Origin of the sequence: Phytoactinopolyspora mesophila, from assembly GCF_010122465.1 — a bacterium.
Classification (GTDB): domain Bacteria; phylum Actinomycetota; class Actinomycetes; order Jiangellales; family Jiangellaceae; genus Phytoactinopolyspora; species Phytoactinopolyspora mesophila.
Genome location: NZ_WLZY01000005.1, coordinates 92,388 through 110,489 on the forward strand (window position 1 = coordinate 92,388; position 18,102 = coordinate 110,489).

Consider the following 18,102-nt stretch of genomic DNA (forward strand, 5'->3'; position numbering starts at 1 on the left):
TGGAAAGCGAGTCTCCGGCCATTGCAGCGTGTATTCAACGAGCCATGGCCACGGCGATACTAAGTCAAGTGCGGGCTTGATTAAGTCTAGGGCCCCTTGAACCTAGCGGGCCGGTATACGGCCTGGCACGCTGTTCTTTGTGACAAGCATTCGAGTGACGGCCGAGCAATTGACCATCTCCCCTCACCCTGACGCGGACTCGCTGGAAATAGCTCAAATCGGGCGCTTTTCGGCTGTAGTTCCTAAAGGTGAATTCGCTACCGGAGAATGGGCCGTCTATATTCCCGAGGGCTCCATCTTGCCGGACGATCTGATTGCCGAGATCGGCCTGACTGGGCAGCTGGCAGGCGTGGGGCGCAACCGGGTCAAAGCCATTCGGCTACGTGGTCAGCTGTCCCAGGGCTTAGTGTGCAGGCCGGCAGCACTGTCCGGAGTTGACTTGGCCAAGGCACATGCTGGTGGGCACAACTTCGCCGACGCCCTGCGTATAACGAAGTGGACCCCGCCTACGCCGATTCACCTGGCCGGTCCCGTCGGGCCGGCGCCGGGCTTGCTGCCATGGATCGAAATCGAAGACATCAAGCGGTATCCGAATATGTTCAAGGTGGGTGAACCTGTCGTGGCTACGGAGAAGATTCACGGAACCGCATGTCTCTATACTCGCGTGAATAATTCAGACTTCGTCTCATCAAAAGGATATGCCAAGAAGAGGCGAGCCCTTGTGTACAGTCAATCAAATCTCTATTGGCGAACCATCTTGGCCTACAACATCCCCTGGGTCGCTAACAACATCGCGAACATGATGAACGCGCATAGTGTCGGCATCTTCGGTGAGATCTACGGAAAAGGAGTGCAGGATCTGACTTACGGTGCCGATGCCTATAGCCCGAGACCTGGTTATGCCGTCTTCGATGTTCGGGTGGAAACCGCGGCGATGGGCTGGTGGCTCGATCCCGATGAGCTCGTCAGCATCATGGGTGAGTTCGAAGATCCGCCTCCGCTGGCTCCACGTCTCTACGCCGGGCCTTATGACGAGGACATGCTGTTCGCCCTCAGTAACGGTTCCGAATCCATCAGCCGTACCGCTCTGCACCTGCGCGAAGGTCTGGTCGCGCGGCCCGTCCGTGAGCGGAGATCCGCGTTGACCGGTGGGCGTGCCGTGGCCAAGTTCGTGTCGCCCGCATATCTGACACGTGAAGGCGGAACGGAGTACGAGTAGACGGTCGCGAAGCGTCCATGACGCACGACTCATCAGAGACCCCCGGGCAAGAGGGGTGATCCCAGGCCCCCTCTTGCCCGGGTCGGCGAAGCCGGTCAACCTGCCCGGACCACTGCCGTCTGACCGCGCCATGTGCTCGCCGCGGGATGGGCGCACGCACGCACGTTCTCCGTGTCGCCCCGGCATCTTTTCGTCCTCGGGTGCGAGGCCAGCTCAAGCTGCGTCAGTCAAGGCAGAACTCGTTGCCCTCGGGGTCGGTCATCACGATGAAACCCCCGCTCATGGGAGGCGCCGGCTCATGGCAACGTACTCGAGTTGCTCCCAGCGCGACGAGCCGTCCGCACTCGGTCTCCAAAGCGGCCATCCGTTCCTCGCCCTTTAGCCCGGGGGCTGCACGGACATCGAGATGGACACGATTCTTGGTGACTTTGTCTTCCGGCACCCGCTGAAAGAACAGTCGTGGGCCGTGTCCGTCTGGGTCTTCGATGGCTGCTGCGGCGTTGCGCTGATCGTCCGGCACTCCGCTCTTTGCAAGGAAGTGGTCCCACGCGGCCAGCGGGTCGGCGTGCGCGGTCTGGTCGGCTCCGGGCGGGATGGGGTGGACGTAGCCTAGTACGTCGCGCCAGAAGGACGACAATGCGCGTGGATCGTGGGCATCGAAGGTGATCTGGATGTGGCGGCTCATCGGTGCGCTCCGTCCATGGCGGGTACGTCTGCATCCATGGAGCTACCCTGACACCTCGCGCTGACAGAATCGGCCTCCCACCGGCACCGAGGCTGCATGTGTGCCGGCCATCGATGTGGGTAACCGGCTCGCATGGCTTCTCAAGTCGACCGAGCCAAGACCCTCGTGGAACGGCATGGGACAACATTCGCTGAGCAGGCAGGCATCAAAATGGCGGACAAGCCCTCCCCGCTCTACCAGCTACTCGTGTTGTCCATGCTGCTCTCCGCCCGCATCAGCGCCGACATCGCGGTCGCTGCCGCCCGAGAGCTGTCGAAAGCTGGGTACCGAACGCCGGAGCGCATGTTGGAAGCGAGCTGGCAGGACCGTGTGGACGCGCTTGGGCGAGGCCGCTACCGTCGTTACGACGAGCGCACGGCCACGATGCTTGGCAACGGCGCCGAGGCGCTCATCGAGCGCTACAAGGGGGACCTGCGTATTCTGCACCAGGCGTCCGAGGACACCCCGGATGTTGAGCGGCGGTTGCAAGAGTTTCCCGGCATCGGATCGGCAGGTGCCGCCATCTTCTGCCGTGAGGCACAGGGCGTATGGCCCGATCTCGCCCCCTACCTCGACAAACGTGTGCTGGACGGTGCCCGGAAGTTGGATTTCCCGACCGATCCCGGCCGTCTGGCCAAACTGGTGTCTACTGACGATCTCCCGGCACTGACGGCCGGATGTGTGCGAGCGGCCCTCAGCGACGACGTCGTGTCTGACGTGAAAGGAGCGTGACTCCTACGTCGCCTCAGCTGTAGGTGGAAGCGGGATGGACAGGAGAGCGCGTCGTCATCCGAACGTGGCGAGGTGAGCTAGCCATGGCCCGGCGACCGTAAGGGTAGGGACGACGATGAGCGCCGCGGCACCTATGTAGACCGCGGCTGCGAGATGGCGATGCGCAGGTGGCATCGGCTTGCCGAGGCGCTGGATCCTGGCCAGCGGCGAGACACTCCCAGAGCCGAGCGCTCCTGCCGGCACCTGAGCGTCGGCCAGACGGACCAGTGCCCGTCCGAGCGGGAGCGCGCCGGCTCGGCGCCGGGCGGCGTCGTCGGCAAGCATCTCGATCAACCCGGCGGCCGTGTCCAAAGCGGCACGGCTGCGTACCACCCGCGGAAACGCATTGTGCAGGGCCGTGAACCCCTCGAGTACGAGGTCGTGGCGGGCCCTTGCGTGCGCTCGTTCGTGTTCCAGAACCGCGCGGATCTCGGCGTCGTTCAACGTTTCGACAGCTGACGACGAGACCACCAGCCGCGCAGACAGTCCCGGCAGGCAGTAGGCGAAGGCCTCTTGGGCGTCGAGCACCCGAGCCCCGGGTGCACGGTGGTCTTTCCGGCTGACCAGATCAACGAGCTGGCGATGCCGCCGGCGCCTGGCCCGAAGACTTGTGCCGAGCGTGTGAGCTGCCCAGAGCAGTCGGGCCAGCACCAACAATGTGAACGTGGCGGCCGCGGTGTGCAGGATCAGCATGCCGGTGCCCGGCCGGTCGTAGTAGGCGGCCAGGGTGGCGACCGACAGGCCGGCACCGAGGGCTGACAACAACGCGGCCAGGGTGAGCGCTTGCCACAGTACAAGGGCGGCCCGCGGCACCCGGCTCTGCCACTGGGCCCGGGCGAGCCACTCGGGTGCTGGACCAGCCAGGATCAACGCCAGCACGGTGAGGACCACCGGCGTGGCCGTGATCGGCAGTGGCGTGATCACGTCACGTCGTCCCGGCGTTCCAGTTCGGCCAGCGCAGCGCGCAACGCCGCGGCGTCGTCAGCGGATGCGGTGTCGACGAAGCGGACGAGGGCTGAGGCGCGGTTCGCGCCGTCGGCGTTGCCCAAGGCGTCGTGCATCAGCTCCGCGGTGAGTTCGTCCAGGCTGACAGCTGGTCGGTAGAGATAGGCGCGGCCGTCCCTGATCTGCTCGACGGCGCCCTTCTTGGCGAGCCGGTCCAGCACGGTCATCACCGTGGTGTAGGCGATGTCCCGGGTGCTGCCGAGTGCGTCGTGCACCTGGCGCACCGTGGCCGCCTGCGGTTGACCTGCGGGAAGGCTGTCTTGACCGGTGTTATTGGAGTCGTGGGTGAGGTGCCACAGATAGTCCATGACCGCCCGTTCGAGTTCGCCTAGTTGCGCGCGTCGTCCTTGAGCCACAGGTCCAGCATACCTACCCCTCGTAGTACGACCCCATGTAGTAGGTAATTACTACGCCTAGTAGTATCTACGACGGCTCGTAGTAATCAAGGAGTGTGCTGATGGACGTCGTCGATCTGGCGAGATGGCAGTTCGGGATCACTACCGTGGTCCATTACTTCTTCGTCCCGTTCACGATCTCGATGGCGTTCCTCGTTGCCATCATGCAGACGATCTGGATGCGCACCCAGGACGAGCGATGGCTGCGGCTGGCCAAGTTCTTCGGCAAATTGCTGCTGATCAACCTGGCGGTGGGAATCGTGACCGGGCTGGTTCAGGAGTTCCAATTCGGGCTCAACTGGAGCGACTTCAGCCGATTCGTCGGGGACATCTTCGGCGCGCCGCTGGCGATGGAGGCGTTGCTGGCCTTCTACCTGGAGTCGGTGTTCGTCGGGGTGTGGATCTTCGGGTGGGGGCGCATCCCGCCCAAGGTGCATCTGGCCGCTATCTGGGTCACCGCATGTGCCACGTTGTTTTCCGCATACTTCATCCTGGCGGCCAACTCCTTCATGCAGAATCCGGTCGGCTACGAGATCAACGAGGAGGCGGGCCGCGCCGAGCTCACCGATTTCTGGGCAGTACTGACCAACAAGGTGACACTCATCACCTTTCCTCATACGATCTTCGCCGCGTTCCTGGTGGGCGGGGGTGTTGTAGCCGGCATCGCGATGTGGCACTTGGTTCAAGGTCGCCGGGAACCGGTCATGGGTGAGCCTGGAGGGGCAAGCGACGCCGGAGTGTTCCGCAAGGCGCTGCGCATCGGAGCGATTACCGTCTTGATCGGCGGTGTCGGCACCGCTGTGACGGGTGATATCCAGAGCAAAGTCATGACCGAGGTGCAGCCGATGAAGATGGCTGCCGCGGAAGCACTCTACGAGACGCAGGAAGCGGCACCGTACTCGCTGTTCACGGTCGGAAGTCTCGACGGCAGCCGGGCCCTGTATTCGATCGAGATCCCGTATCTGCTGTCCTTCCTTTCCACCGGGTCATTCGAAGGGGAAGTCCAGGGGATCGATGACATCCAGGAGGAGTACCAGGAGCTCTACGGCCCCGGCGACTACGCGCCGAACATCCCGGCCACCTACTGGACGTTCCGGCTCATGATCGGATTCGGTGGACTCGCCGCGGCGATCGCCGCCTGGCAATTGTGGTCCACCAGGCGAGGCCGGGTGCCGACGTCGGCGTGGGCCCTGCGGGCCGCGGTGGTGCTGCCGTTCCTGCCGCTGGCGGCCAATACGTTCGGATGGATCTTCACCGAGATCGGCCGGCAACCATGGCTGGTCTTCGGCCTCATGCCGACCGCATCCGGCGTGACTCCAGGCTCAACCGCGGGCAGTGTCTTCGCCACCCTGGCGGCATTCACCGTCCTCTACGCGGGGTTGACATGGCTCTGGATCTGGCTTCTTGTCAAATACGCCCGCCCCGGCCTGCCCGATATCAGTGCTGAGGCGCGCTGGGGGCGAGGTCGTTCCGGGGAGCCTGCCGCCGGGCCGGGTGGCGACGACGTCGACGGCTTGCAACCCGATCCAGATGACGATGCTGATCAGCCACTCACTTTCGCCTACTGAGCACACATGATCAATGAGAAGGATGGGTGAGCCATGGACCTGGCAACCGTCTGGTTCGTCCTGGTAGCTGTTTTGTGGGTCGGCTACCTCGCGCTGGAGGGATTCGACTTCGGGGTTGGACTGCTGACCAGGAACCTGGCCCGAAACGACCGTGAGCGCCGGGTGCTGATCAACACCATCGGGCCGGTGTGGGACGGCAACGAGGTCTGGATGGTGGCGGCCGTCGGAGCGACGTTCGCCGCATTCCCCGAGTGGTATGCCACCGCGTGGTCCGCTTACTACCTGCCCCTGGTGCTCATCTTGATGTCGCTGATCGTGCGTGGGCTGGCTTTCGAATACCGCGCCAAACACGACTCAGAGCAATGGAGGCGATGGTGGGACCGGGCGATTTTCTGGGGATCGGCGCTTCCGGTGTTCTTGTGGGGCGTGTTACTGGCGGGTTTTGTGCAAGGCCTGCCGTTGGACGCACGGCATGACTTCGTCGGCGGATTGGCTGACATCGTCACCCCGTACACGTTGCTCGGCGGCGTCGTGACTCTCATGCTCGCGCTTGTGCACGGGGCGCACTACGTCGCCCTCAAGACCGTCGGTGACATCCGTACCCGGGCCCGGGCGTTGGCCGGCCGGGCCACTGCGATCAGCGTGCTGACTACCGGAGTCTTCGTGCTTTGGACCGTCGCAGCACACGGCGGCGGCTCGGTGACCTGGCTGGCGTGGATCGCCGGGGCAGCCGCCATCGCGTCTTTGACCACGGGGGCCGCGATGAACACGCGCGGCAGGGAAGGGTGGGCGTTCATCGCGACCTTCGCCACAGTGGTGCTTGTCGGTGTGGCGTTGTTCTCCACGCTGTACCCGAATGTGTTGCCTTCCACGTCTGACATCGGTGGTCTGACCATCGCGAACGCGTCATCCACGAATTACACACTGACGGTTATGACCTGGGCAGCCGTGCCGCTGGTGCCGATGGTGCTGGCATATCAGTCCTGGGTGTACTGGATGTTCCGGCGCCGGATCGGGGTCCAGCACATTCCGTGATCACCGAGACGGCCCGAACATCGAGCTGTGCGGGCGGGCCGTCCAGTGGGTCCAGAGCGGCCGGTAGCCGAGTCCGTGCCAGAACGGCGCGGAGACCGGATTGACCACACAGTAGTGCAGCAGCTTCGTCTCGATGGCGGCATCCCGGAACCGTTCGTGCGCCGCATCGACGAGGGCGCGCCCGATCCCCGTCCCGCGCGCCTCAGCGGTCACGCTCAAACACTCGAGGTAGCCCGCACGGCTGACGTTGACCAGTCCCGTGATCCACTCCGTTCGGGGTGGCAGATCGACGATCACCAGGCCCACGGCCTTGGGGCCTCGTTCAGCGAGCATGATTGTGCCGTCGTGCCTCGCCAGCGCTGCCGTCAGACGCGCACGAAGCGTCCGTTCAGTAGGTTCGCGCACGGTACAGCTGCCGAACTGCTCGTCGTAGCGGAGCGCTTCCAGCTGAAGCGCCACGACGCTGTCGAGGTCTGCCGGCTCGGCGCGGCGTATCCGCACCGAGGGGTCGGTGTCGCCCGGAGTGGACACCGGCCGCTCGTGAATCGCGACGGCGGCTGTTGGCAAGAACCCATGCCGGACCAGCGCGGAGACAGCGGCGGTGTCGCGGCTGGGCCAGGTGATGGAGGCCGCGGTCTCGTCGTCGGCCTGCTGTTCCCCGGCGATGACATCTCGCCACTTGTTCAGCAGGGCGTGCAGCGCGGCGGTCAGATCGGACCCGTCGAGCCGGACCTTGAGGGAATGCTGGTGGAGTGCCTGGAAACAAGATGCGAAATCTTCGGGCGCCACCCGGCTGGTCTGGCCGAGTCCGGCCGCTTGGGAGTCTCCGATCGAGGCAGTGATCATCGTGGCGCCAGAGGTGGGCGTCAGCGGACCAAGTGCCGGTAGCGCGTCGTCTACGCGTCGTAGTCGCAGGGTGTGTGCCGCGGCCAGCGCGTCAGGCGTAGGCGAGGTCATCCCGGGCACGTTAACAGAAGCGGAGCAACTGCGTCGTTGGATCGGCGCGTGCTCACAGCATGTGGAAGTCGGCGAAGTCGAAGCCGGGCGAGACGACACACGAAACCAGCACACTCTGGTCGGTGGTGGGCTGGGCCGACTGCCATATTCCAGGCGGGACGATCACTTGAGGGGACTCGCCGGCGGCGACGTTCGGACCTAGGACCAGCGTCTGCGGCTGCAAACCGGGTGCCTCACCGTCGCCGGCGAGCTTGATTTGAAGCGGGCCGCCGCGGTGCCAGAGCCATATTTCCGCGGATTTCACCACGTGCCAGCGTGACTCTTCACCGGGGCCGAGAAGGAAGTAGATGCATGTCGCGGCTGCACGTTGGCCGTTGTATCCATCCGGCCAGAGAGTGGTATCGGAACGCCAGGTCTCCCGGTACCAGCCTCCTTCCGGGTGCGGCTCGAGGTCGAGTTCTTCGGCGATGTGTGGCCGCGGCCGGTCGGCAGACATGGCGTCACACTAACCCGTTATCCCCCGCAGGAGCTGGTCCAAGCCTGACTTGATGCGATCGGCGCTCATGCCGTCGTCGGTGTTCTGGTGCAGGAAAAGGCGGCCGGAGAGGGTTGCGAGCAGTGCGTCGGCGAGGTAAGTGGCGTCGAGCTCCGGGTTGATCTCGTCGAGCAGCATCGAGATGTGGCGTCGTCGTACGCCGTAGGCGCCCGTTTGGTAGTGCTGGCTGCTGGATTCGGCCATGGCGAGTATCTCGGCCTGTTCGCTGAGCAGGTCGACACATCGGTGCAGGAAAGCGTGGAGCCGATCGGCCGCTGGCGCCCCCGGGCCGAGCGGCGGAGCGCCGAACATGAAGCCGGCCTGGAATGTTCTTTCGTGCTGGTCGAGAAGGGCATACGCCAGACCGGAGCGGTCGCCGAAGCGCCGGTACACGGTGCCGATCCCGACGCCTGCTGCCGCTGCGACGGTCTCCATGGACAGCGCGGCCACGCCGTCGTCTCGAAGGATCCGGGCAGCCGCATCGAGAAGGATCCTGCGGTTTCGGGCGGCATCGGCACGTTCTGGCCGCGGCCGATCCTGAAGCGTCAGCGAGACGCTTGTACCCGCGGCGCGATCACTATCGGCCATCGTCACCTCCCAACCAGCTAACCCTAGGCCTTCCGCAGCTCACTCCTGGCCATGATCACGAACACTTTGCGTCATATTCGGGCATGTAAAGCTCATGATCATGGAACGGTGCCAGGTGCCCAAACCCGGGTGATGCGTCCGGTGGGAGACGACTACGATCGAGGCCATGCCCGAGTCTGCCGACAACGCCTTCTACGTCACGACGCCGATCTATTACGTCAACGACGCGCCCCACATCGGCCATGCGTACACCACCGTGGTGACCGATTTCGTTGCCCGTTGGCACCGGCAGCGGCAAGAAGACGTTTGGTTCCTGACGGGCACCGACGAACACGGCGAGAAGGTGCTGCGAACCGCGGAGGCGAACGGCGTCGACGCGCGCGCCTGGGCCGACCGCCTGGTCGAGACCGCGTGGCGGCCAGTGCTGGAGACCATCGACGCCTCGAACGACGACTTCATCCGGACCACTGAACAGCGTCACGTCGACCGCGTCCAGGAGTTCATGCAGAGCCTCCACGAGGCGGGCGAGATATTCGAAGGCACCTACGAGGGCGCCTATTGCGTCGCATGCGAGGAATACAAACAGCCTGCCGACCTGGTCGAGGGCACTGGTGAGTTCGCTGGTCAGCAGCTGTGTGCCATTCACGGCCGGCCAGTCGAGATGCTGGCGGAGAAGAACTACTTCTTCCGGATGTCGGCCTACACCGACCGTTTGCTCGCGCACTACGCGGAGAATCCGGACTTCGTCCAGCCGGAGAGCGCGCGCAACGAGGTCGTCAGCTTTGTGAAGCAGGGCTTGCAGGATCTGTCGATCTCACGCTCCACCTTCGACTGGGGCGTCACGGTGCCCTGGGACGAGTCACATGTCATCTATGTGTGGATCGACGCGCTGCTCAACTACGCGACCGCGGTGGGATACGGCACCGACAACGACCGGTTCAATCGGATCTGGCCGGCCGACATCCACTTCGTGGGCAAGGACATCCTGCGCTTTCACGCGGTGATCTGGCCGGCCATGCTGATGGCGGCCGGCATTCCGCTGCCCAAGAAGGTGTTTGCGCACGGGTGGCTTCTGGTCGGTGGCGAGAAGATGAGCAAATCCAAACTCACCGGTATCGCTCCCGCCGAGATCATCGATACGTTCGGCTCCGACGCGTTCCGTTACTACTTCCTGCGTGCGATCGCCTTCGGCCAAGACGGGTCGTTCTCGTGGGAGGACATTGCGGCGCGGTACCAGGCTGAATTGGCGAACGGACTGGGAAATCTCGCTTCGCGGGTCTCCGCGATGGTCGGGAAGTACTTCGACGGGGTGCTCCCGGCGCCAGGGGAGTCCACTGAGGCGGAAGACGTTCTGGCCGGAGTCGCCCAGCAGGCGGTGGCCGACGCCGACGCTGCGGTAGACAGAGTCGCTCCGCACGAAGCGCTGAACGCGGTGTGGACGTTGGTCGACGCGGTCAATGGTTACATCACCGAGCAACAGCCCTGGGCAGTGGCCAAGGACGAGACACAGCGTGAGCGCCTCGCCACCATCCTGTATGCCGCCGCGGAGTCGGTGCGAGTCCTGGCGGTGCTCCTGAACCCGGCCATGCCCAAGGCGTGCGTCAAGATATGGGAGAGCCTCGGCGCCGAGCCATCGCTGGGCCCCCTTGCCCGGCAGCCTCTTGGTGACGCCGGACGCTGGGGGCAGCTCGTCCCCGGCGCCACGGTGACCAAAGGGGAGGCGCTCTTCCCTCGCCTCGACGCCTCGTGAACGTCACGACGTGCCGGACCGGACGGTCACTGTCGACGACGTTCCTGGTCGGGTTACAAGGAAAGCGATGAGCCGGATACAACGTTCGGAAACGACGGAGGACGGGCGGAAGCGGAATCTCTCGCGGCCGCCTGCACCGGAGCCGTTGCCCGCACCCGTGACGGATACCCATTGCCATATGGACATCGTCGACGGCCCGGACGGTGACACGTTCGGCCCGGACGAGGCGCTTGCCGCCGCGGCGGACGTCGGGGTCTCCCGGGTCGTCCAGGTCGGCGTCGACCTGCCGAGTTCGGCGATGGCCCTGGATATGGCACAGCGATATTCGAATGTCGTCGCCACTGTCGCGGTGCATCCGAACGAGGCGCCGAGGCTGGCAGGGCGCGGTGAGCTGACCGATGCGCTGTCACGTATCGACGAGCTTGCCGGCGCCGGTGACACGGTGCGAGGCGTCGGCGAGACCGGGCTGGACCATTTCCGCACCACGTCGGCGGGGTTCGCCCCGCAAGAGGAGTCTTTCCGTGGACACATCGAGATCGCTCGCCGGCGTGACCTTGCGCTGGTGATCCATGATCGCGACGCGCACGGCGACATCCTCCGGGTGCTCGACGACGCGGATCTGCCCGACCGAGTGGTGTTCCACTGCTTCTCCGGCGACGCCGAGATGGCGCGGCATTGCGCGGAGCGAGGATGGTTTCTCTCCTTCGCCGGGCCGATCACATTCAAGAATTCGCAGGCTTTGCGCTCTGCGCTGAAAGTGACGCCCCTCGACCAGGTCTTGGTGGAGACCGACGCGCCGTTCCTCACACCACACCCGCACCGCGGGCGCCCGAACGCGTCGTACCTGGTCCCGCTGACAGTTCGGACGATCGCGGACGTCCTGGAACGTGACCTGGAGACGGTTTGCAACTCGATCCAAGCCAACACAAACAGGGCACTCGGCGCATGGTGATCCTCATCACGGCAAGGGGTTGCATAGCGGGTTATGCGCCCACATTTCTTGCCGCAAGGTGGTGTCGAGCTTGACATCTGCGCCAGGTACGTTACCGTTCCGTGACTGTGAGCCGGAGTCGGGGAAGCTCCGGGTGACAACCAAGCGGACCAGCTTCGCACTCCCGGTCTTCGGACCCGTGCGGAGTGCGAAGTGAGGCGAGCAGAGGGAGTTGCCTGCCCCGTGCCCGGGAAGCGCAACCACAGGAGCACCGTGCGTCCGTCCTTCAAGACGATCGCGATCAACGCGAGCGTCGTCACCGCCCTCGTGGCTGGTGGCGTCGCGTACATGACGTTCAACAATGCCGTCGTCCTCACCGTTGACGGCGAAACCGAGACCGTCCACACGTTCTCCAACGACGTTGGTTCCGTGCTGGAGAGTCAAGGTATCGAGATCGGCAGCCGCGACGAGGTAGTTCCGTCGCCGGACAGCAAGATCGAAGACGGCACCGAGATCACCGTGCGTTACGGCCGTGAGGTAACCGTCACCGTCGATGGCGAAGAAGAGACCTTCTGGACCACTGCTTTGTCGGTCGATGAGGCTCTTGCCGAACTCGGGATCCGTGATGATGGCGCCGACTTGTCGGTCGCCCGATCGCTGGACATCGGTCGTGGCGGTCTGGACTTCGAGGTTCGTACTCCGAAGGACATCACGCTGATCGCCGACGGCGACGAAGAAGAGCTGACCATTACGGCGCTGACCGTCCGCGAGGCTCTCGCCGACTTCGACGTCGACCTCGGTGAGCTCGACATCGTGGAGCCGTCGCTCGACACCAAGCTCAGCGACGAGGCCGAAGTGGTCGTCAAGCGAGTCACCGTCGAGCGCGAGACCGTCGAGGTGGATATCGACTTCGAGTCCACCGAGAAAGAAGACGACTCCCTCGAGGTGGGCAAGACCTCGGTCGCGACAGAGGGCAAGAAGGGCCTGATGGAGCGGGAGGTCGAGAAGACCTACATCGATGGTGAACTCGAGGAGAAAGAGACGCTCTCCGAGACCGTCGTCGCCGAACCGGTGAACGAGGTCGTGCTGATCGGCACGAAGCAACCGGCTCCGCCGCCTGTCGTTGAGGAAGAAGAAGACGACAGCAACGACGGCGGCGGCAACGACAACGGCGGTGGTGGCGGCGGCGACAACAACGTCGACGGCGGCGTCTGGGACCGCTTGGCGCAGTGCGAATCGGGCGGCAACTGGTCGATCAACACCGGTAACGGCTACTACGGCGGCCTGCAGTTCTCGTTGCAGACCTGGAATGCCTACGGTGGCAGCGGCTACCCGCACGAGAACAGCAAGTCCGAGCAGATCCGCATCGCCGAGAAGGTGCGCAGCGCCCGTGGCCACTACGGCGACTGGCCTGCATGCGCCCGCAAGCTGGGCTTGCCGACGAGCTAGTTCAACACGATCGTCCCCTTTCAGCGGGTGAAGGAGGGACCACCTCCTCCTTCGCCCGCTGAAGGCGTGACATGCCCTGGCACGCGGTATGGGGAGCCCCCGAACGTGCAACTGAGCACGCCGGTCCCTTGGCCCTATGCTCGGGGTGTGGTGAGTGACGAGACCTCCGTCGAATCCCGGCTACTCGGATCGGCGGATATCCGCCGGCTGGCGGCAGATCTGGGCCTGCGGCCGACGAAGACCTTGGGGCAGAACTTCGTCACCGATCCGAACACGGTGCGGCGGATTGTCCGCTGCGCCGAATCCGGGCCGGGCGACGTCGTGGTCGAAGTGGGACCAGGACTCGGGTCGCTGACCCTGGCATTGCTGCCGCACGTGTCCCGGGTCATTGCCGTTGAGGTCGATCCCGTGCTTGCCGGCGCGCTGCCGTCCACAGTGCAGAAATACGCGCCGGCGCTGGCCGGTCGGCTGGATGTGCTGCGGGCCGACGCGCTGCGTGTCGCGGAGCTTCCCGGACCGCCGCCCACGGCGCTGGTAGCCAATCTGCCGTACAACGTCGCGGTGCCGGTGATCCTGCACATGCTCGAGACCTTTCCGAGCTTGCAGCGGGTCCTCGTCATGGTGCAGAAGGAGGTGGCTGACCGGCTCGCCGCCCCGCCCGGCTCGCGGACCTACGGTGTGCCGTCGGTCAAGGCCGCGTGGTATGCCGACGTCACCCGCGCTGGAGCCGTGGGGCGCACCGTGTTCTGGCCGGTGCCGAACGTCGACTCAGGGCTCGTACTGATGCGGCGGCGGGAACCACCCGAGGGCGTGGAACGCAAGGCGGTGTTCGCCGTGGTGGACGCCGCGTTCGCGCAGCGCCGCAAGACGCTGCGAGCGGCATTGGCCGGCTGGGCCGGCTCGGCGTCGGCGGCGGAGGACGTGCTCGAGGCGGCCCGGGTCGATCCGAAGGCGCGGGGTGAACAGCTGACCGTCCAAGACTTCGCCCGGATCGCCGCCGCCCGGACCTCACCCCGGCAGTGATCGTGGCAGACTCGTCGCGTGCAGGTGAATGTGCGCGTTCCAGCCAAGATCAATCTTGCGCTGGCCATCGGGCCGTTGCGCCCGGACGGTTTCCACGATCTGGCGACGCTCTTCCACGCGGTGTCGCTGTACGACGACATCACCGTCTCCGACGACGACGCTGACGCGCCTACACCGCCCGCCAGCGCCGCGAGACAGGTCACTGTGCGGGTCGACGGGCCGTACGGCACCGGCGTGCCGGCCGACGAGTCGAACCTCGCGGTCCGGGCCGTCTACGCGCTGGCTGACGCCGCTGGGGTCCGGCCCCGGGCCAGTCTGCGGATCCGGAAGAACATCCCGGTAGCCGCGGGCCTGGCTGGCGGCAGCGCCGACGCCGCGGGTGCGTTGCTCGCCTGTGCCGAGCTGTGGGGCCTGGACTGGCCCGTGGAGCGGCTGGCGGAGGTGGCCGCGAGTCTCGGCAGCGACGTGCCGTTCTCGTTGATCGGTGGGACCGCCCTCGGGACGGGACGCGGTGAGCGGCTGGAGCCCCAGAGCACCGGCGCCTCCCTGCACTGGGTCCTGGCCGTCTCTGAGGCCCGGCTGTCCACCCCTGCCGTGTACCGGCGCCTGGACGCGCTACGAGCGCAGGAGGGCCCGCAGGCGGCCGCTCTGTGGAGTCAGACGGCCGGGGCACACGGCGGGGCGGCACCAGGGTCCGCAGGCCCTGTCGTCGATCCCCGGATCGTGAGCGCCGTACTCCATGGAGATGCCTCGGCGGTGGCACCGTTGCTGACCAACGACATGCAAGCTGCCGCCGTCGATCTGCAGCCCACGCTCCAGGACACATTGCGTGCCGGCCACGAAGCTGGGGCGCTCGGGGGTATCGTCTCCGGCTCAGGACCCACCTGTGTCTTCCTTGCGGCAGACGAATCTCATGCTCGAGCGGTCGCGACGACGCTCGCGGCCACTGGACATTGCCTCGCGGCCGAGCCGGTCAAAGGACCAGTGCGCCCAGTGCTCGGTGAACACCACACTTCTTGAATGCTCACGTGAGGTGGGACGTCGTCGGGCGGGCCATAAGGAAGCTTGTGGTTGCCAGAGCAACAATAAGCTTCCTCACTGCCGCCGGCCGGTGACATCAGGCTTCCTGGTGACTATGACGCGGATTGCCATCCACCATCAGCTGTGCTCCGCGTCCTCCTGAAGTGCTTCGTCACGGTCGCGGGCCCCTGCGATCAGGTCGGGGATCTGCGCTTCGGCGTCGTCGGCGAGGTTGCGCAGTTTCTTCGCCCGCTCGTCCCAGTCCTCACGGAGTTCGTCGCCAGCCTTGCCGGAGATGACATCGGGACCGGTAATCGCGTCGACGATCGTCTGGTAGTTCCGGACCCGTTCGATCGACTCACCGAGTTCGCCCATCTCCGCGCGGCATTCGGTCTCGTTCGGGCCGGTCATGGCGCCCCGCCGTGGACGAGCCGTGCCACCGTCTCCCGCAGAGTGTCAGGCGAGACGGTGTACGCCCGGATCCCGGACTGGTCCTGCGGGCGCACGACATGAACGAACCACAGAGCGTCAGGCGTGGAGTACGCGGCGATGTGCTCGCCATGCCGGGGGTCGCCATGGTCGAACGGTATGAGCGCCGTCAGCCGGGTGACACACTCTGTCGCCTCGACCGCTTCGGCCAGTGGACCGACTGTGCGCTTCTTGATGTCGTCCGTGGTCAGGTTGAGCACCTCGCCGTCGGTCTTGGCCCGGCGGAAGCGGTCCACCAGGTACGGCAGATAGTCCGCGGAGACCGCGGGCGAGTGATAGAGGAACTCGTGCTCGCCGTTTGCGGTCACCTTTTCGAGGACAGTCAGGAAATCGCCGTGACTGTACAGGTACCACCACTCGCGCACGGCTCCCACGAACTGCTCGGCCATGAGCACCCGTTTGGCACTGGCGCGTAGGTCGAGTAGCAGCGCCAGCATCGGGCGCAGCCGGAGGTCGACCGGCACGAACGGCTCGCCGTTCCTGACTGCCTCGTCGAGTTCATCGCTGTTCTCGATGCGGACCGCTCCTTGCGCGACCAAGCTGCGTAGCGCCGTTGCCAGCGCCGTGTCCCGGTTCTGTTCAGCGATCTTCTCGAAGGTGGGCAGCCGGACCAGCCGCTGTCCGCCAAGGACACCTTCGAGCACCGCGAGGTGTTCGTCGAGCAGCTTCGGCAGCTCACCCACTTTGGGCGTTGTACTGGTCACCTCGACGAAGTCGGCCAGAATCTCGTCGTACGTGGCGTCGTTGTCGGCTTCGAACCACGGGGTCGGCGTGTGGCCGGGGCCGAAGGTCTGGTCGGTGGGTTGGGCGCTGGTCATGGGGTGTGGGCTCCGGGGAGTAGGTCCCAGTAGTCGGGTTTGGTGAGGGTGTTGATGTGGTGGGCGAGGGTGTCGGCGTCGTGTTGGGTGGCGACGCCGATGACGATGGCTTGGTTGTGGTTGTCGGCGTAGGCGACGACGGCGTGGTGCATCCAGCCGTAGAAGCGGCCGGAGTAGAAGTAGCCGTCTTTGCCGCTCCAGGGGGCTTGGCGGAGGCTTTTGGGGTGTCGCCATCGGGTTGAGTGGATGGTTTCTACGCGGGTGATGTGGGTGATGGGCATGGTGCGAATGCGTTTGAAGAAGGGGAAGTTGAGCCGGCCTTCGATGAGGCGGTCGGGCCAGAGTTCCCATTTCCATGCCTTCTGCCCGATAAAAACCGGCACGAATATGACGCTCATAGTGAAAGGAAAGAGAGCGGTCGCAAGTAGGTCATTAACTTCGATCAGGTCTGAAAGTCTCATCGTCCCGAATAGTGCGTTTGCTATCCCTGCCAAGGCGATCAGGGACGCAATAACAACCCAGTAGATTCCGCTGAATTTGAAAACCCATCGAGCCGGGAGGAAGGAGTCACCATTGTCGATCGGCGCCGCCGAGGATTGCGGGCTACTTGCCATATGGCGGGCCAGGAGTCGTTGGGTTTAGGGCGGCGGCGATCATCAGGCAACCACGATAGGCTCGTCAACAGGTGGTGGTCCGTCGGGGTAGTAGTCATCAGGGCGTCCGGGGGCCACGATGTCTTCGTCGTATCTACCTCGAACCCAATCCCAGATGTCGCCGCCGGTGTCGAGAACCCACTCGCCGACGTCGCCCACCCAGGTCACGATGTCGTCCCAGTTGTCGACTATCCACGTGCCCAGGTGGTAGAGCGCCACGGCTCCAAGAATCGCCCAGCCTACTACGGGGACAAAGCCAACACCCGCGACGGAGAACGTCCCGATGATCTGGGCCGTTCCTGCGGCGAGATCCGAGATCGCCCGCGGGTCGCCCGAGGCGAATCCCTCTCGATTGGCGAAGATATCGTAGGCGCCGGTAACAATTCCCAGCGGGACGAGGGTGCGGTTGAGTAAGCCTTGGCCTGGTGCTCCGGTCAGTGGAAAGTTGAGGAATCTATTGTCCGCTAGATTTCGGGCTAAAGGTATTCTGCGCCACAGGTCGTGAAGTTGCTGTTGGTAGAACCACGGTGTGGTCTTGTACTGGGTGAGGGCGCCCTGAAAGTGTTGGAGGCGTGCACTTCCACGTCGTGACATCGGGTGGCGATCGAGATGGTCGCTCCAGTAGTCGATCTTTCGGTTGATGCGATCCAGGTGACCGACGGGCGCGATCTGCTGGCCCTGCGCGGCGAGCACGGCGGCTTCGATTCCGGCGGCGATGGATCCGAGTCGGAAGAAGGCTTTGCCGGTCTCGATGGTGTCGACCATGTGCGGCTCGAACCAGTGGTCGAGTTCGGTGATGGTGGCCAACGCGGCGACAGTCTCGGCGTCGTTCTCGATGAGGCAGGCGCGGTAGCGGACATCTTCCGCGGCCTCGGCGCACCAGTCCGCGTCATGGGAGAAGCGGCTCAGGCCGCTGGTGTCGCCGTCCCACCGGTCGAGCAGTGCGATGATGCGGGCTCCATCGGCTTCGAGTCCGGCGGCGGCGACGTCCAGCGCGGCGGCCAGGTCCCTGGCGGCGACCGGGTCGATTCCGCTGTATTGATCCGGCCTCACCAGCGGCTCCTCGTTCGCGGCCAGCCCCGGCGAGCCGCGTCATAGCTCGGTTTACTCGGTGCATTATAGGTGTTTGCTGCCGGTCACGATAGCCTCGTTGCGGTGCGTCGACCTGGGGC

At 64.9% G+C, this 18,102-nt stretch carries 18 protein-coding genes and 2 pseudogenes; 10 read left to right on the forward strand and 10 right to left on the reverse strand.

The features are described from left to right. Nucleotides 1-139 precede the first annotated feature (139 nt). Entirely contained in the window at nucleotides 140-1,219 is a 1,080-nt protein-coding gene (locus F7O44_RS15340; protein WP_162451146.1) for an RNA ligase (ATP), read from the forward strand. A gap of 223 nt (nucleotides 1,220-1,442) precedes the next feature. Here the strand turns inward: F7O44_RS15340 and F7O44_RS15345 are convergent, their stop codons facing one another. Then, complete coding sequence (locus tag F7O44_RS15345) at nucleotides 1,443-1,904, reverse strand: VOC family protein (RefSeq protein WP_162451147.1); 462 nt, start codon at nucleotides 1,902-1,904, stop codon at nucleotides 1,443-1,445. A 132-nt stretch (nucleotides 1,905-2,036) separates the two neighbouring features. Between F7O44_RS15345 and F7O44_RS15350 the strand changes: the two genes are divergently transcribed. Continuing rightward, nucleotides 2,037-2,675, forward strand: a complete 639-nt coding sequence (locus F7O44_RS15350; protein WP_162451148.1) for an HhH-GDP family DNA glycosylase — start codon at nucleotides 2,037-2,039, stop codon at nucleotides 2,673-2,675. Between the two features lie 54 nt (nucleotides 2,676-2,729). Here the strand turns inward: F7O44_RS15350 and F7O44_RS15355 are convergent, their stop codons facing one another. Continuing rightward, complete coding sequence (locus F7O44_RS15355; RefSeq protein ID WP_222851399.1) at nucleotides 2,730-3,638, reverse strand: M56 family metallopeptidase; 909 nt, start codon at nucleotides 3,636-3,638, stop codon at nucleotides 2,730-2,732. Further along, nucleotides 3,635-4,027 (reverse strand): BlaI/MecI/CopY family transcriptional regulator, encoded by a 393-nt coding sequence (locus tag F7O44_RS15360; RefSeq protein WP_162451478.1) that lies wholly within the window; start codon nucleotides 4,025-4,027, stop codon nucleotides 3,635-3,637. Before F7O44_RS15360 ends, F7O44_RS15355 begins: the two co-directional genes overlap by 4 nt. A 149-nt stretch (nucleotides 4,028-4,176) precedes the next feature. Here F7O44_RS15360 and F7O44_RS15365 point away from each other — a divergent pair, with 149 nt between their 5' ends. Beyond that, the gene (locus F7O44_RS15365) at nucleotides 4,177-5,682 is read left to right on the forward strand and encodes a cytochrome ubiquinol oxidase subunit I (RefSeq protein ID WP_162451149.1); all 1,506 of its coding nucleotides are present in this window, start codon (nucleotides 4,177-4,179) and stop codon (nucleotides 5,680-5,682) included. Nucleotides 5,683-5,715: 33 nt separating this feature from the next. Continuing rightward, on the forward strand, nucleotides 5,716-6,717 hold the full coding sequence (cydB, locus tag F7O44_RS15370; protein WP_162451150.1) for a cytochrome d ubiquinol oxidase subunit II: 1,002 nt from the start codon (nucleotides 5,716-5,718) through the stop codon (nucleotides 6,715-6,717). Here cydB and F7O44_RS15375 read toward each other — a convergent pair whose 3' ends face one another. From F7O44_RS15375 to F7O44_RS15385, 3 genes are read right to left on the reverse strand one after another with little or no spacing between them, the layout of a single operon-like run. Next, nucleotides 6,718-7,674 carry a GNAT family N-acetyltransferase gene (locus F7O44_RS15375; RefSeq protein ID WP_162451151.1) on the reverse strand — a complete coding sequence of 319 codons (957 nt, stop codon included), beginning with the start codon at nucleotides 7,672-7,674 and terminating at the stop codon, nucleotides 6,718-6,720. It lies immediately after the preceding gene. 52 nt (nucleotides 7,675-7,726) lie between these two features. Further along, on the reverse strand, nucleotides 7,727-8,170 hold the full coding sequence (locus tag F7O44_RS15380) for a cupin domain-containing protein (protein ID WP_162451152.1): 444 nt from the start codon (nucleotides 8,168-8,170) through the stop codon (nucleotides 7,727-7,729). A 9-nt stretch (nucleotides 8,171-8,179) separates the two neighbouring features. After that, nucleotides 8,180-8,797 carry a TetR/AcrR family transcriptional regulator gene (locus F7O44_RS15385; protein WP_162451153.1) on the reverse strand — a complete coding sequence of 206 codons (618 nt, stop codon included), beginning with the start codon at nucleotides 8,795-8,797 and terminating at the stop codon, nucleotides 8,180-8,182. 166 nt (nucleotides 8,798-8,963) lie between these two features. Here F7O44_RS15385 and metG point away from each other — a divergent pair, with 166 nt between their 5' ends. The 6 genes and pseudogenes from metG to F7O44_RS15410 all read left to right on the forward strand — a co-directional run bounded on the left by metG (nucleotide 8,964) and on the right by F7O44_RS15410 (nucleotide 14,970). Next, nucleotides 8,964-10,547, forward strand: coding sequence for a methionine--tRNA ligase (gene metG / locus F7O44_RS15390; protein WP_162451154.1), 1,584 nt, complete (start codon nucleotides 8,964-8,966; stop codon nucleotides 10,545-10,547). A 67-nt stretch (nucleotides 10,548-10,614) separates the two neighbouring features. Continuing rightward, nucleotides 10,615-11,499, forward strand: coding sequence for a TatD family hydrolase (locus tag F7O44_RS15395; protein WP_162451155.1), 885 nt, complete (start codon nucleotides 10,615-10,617; stop codon nucleotides 11,497-11,499). Nucleotides 11,500-11,826: 327 nt separating this feature from the next. Next, nucleotides 11,827-12,567 (forward strand): annotated as a pseudogene (locus F7O44_RS32330) (resuscitation-promoting factor); the annotation flags it as partial. Nucleotides 12,568-12,690: 123 nt separating this feature from the next. Beyond that, nucleotides 12,691-12,927 (forward strand): annotated as a pseudogene (locus F7O44_RS32335) (transglycosylase family protein); the annotation flags it as partial. Between the two features lie 150 nt (nucleotides 12,928-13,077). Then, complete coding sequence (gene rsmA, locus F7O44_RS15405) at nucleotides 13,078-13,950, forward strand: 16S rRNA (adenine(1518)-N(6)/adenine(1519)-N(6))-dimethyltransferase RsmA (RefSeq protein WP_162451157.1); 873 nt, start codon at nucleotides 13,078-13,080, stop codon at nucleotides 13,948-13,950. Nucleotides 13,951-13,968: 18 nt separating this feature from the next. Then, entirely contained in the window at nucleotides 13,969-14,970 is a 1,002-nt protein-coding gene (locus tag F7O44_RS15410) for a 4-(cytidine 5'-diphospho)-2-C-methyl-D-erythritol kinase (protein WP_162451158.1), read from the forward strand. Between the two features lie 138 nt (nucleotides 14,971-15,108). Here the strand turns inward: F7O44_RS15410 and F7O44_RS15415 are convergent, their stop codons facing one another. From F7O44_RS15415 to F7O44_RS15430, 4 genes are all read right to left on the reverse strand, one after another. Then, nucleotides 15,109-15,381, reverse strand: a complete 273-nt coding sequence (locus tag F7O44_RS15415; protein ID WP_162451159.1) for a hypothetical protein — start codon at nucleotides 15,379-15,381, stop codon at nucleotides 15,109-15,111. Next, entirely contained in the window at nucleotides 15,378-16,277 is a 900-nt protein-coding gene (locus F7O44_RS15420; RefSeq protein ID WP_162451160.1) for a hypothetical protein, read from the reverse strand. The genes F7O44_RS15415 and F7O44_RS15420 overlap by 4 nt, the downstream gene beginning before the upstream one ends. Next, on the reverse strand, nucleotides 16,274-16,675 hold the full coding sequence (locus F7O44_RS15425; RefSeq protein WP_162451161.1) for a hypothetical protein: 402 nt from the start codon (nucleotides 16,673-16,675) through the stop codon (nucleotides 16,274-16,276). Before F7O44_RS15425 ends, F7O44_RS15420 begins: the two co-directional genes overlap by 4 nt. A gap of 258 nt (nucleotides 16,676-16,933) precedes the next feature. Next, nucleotides 16,934-17,983 carry a hypothetical protein gene (locus F7O44_RS15430; protein ID WP_162451162.1) on the reverse strand — a complete coding sequence of 350 codons (1,050 nt, stop codon included), beginning with the start codon at nucleotides 17,981-17,983 and terminating at the stop codon, nucleotides 16,934-16,936. Nucleotides 17,984-18,102: the final 119 nt, after the last annotated feature.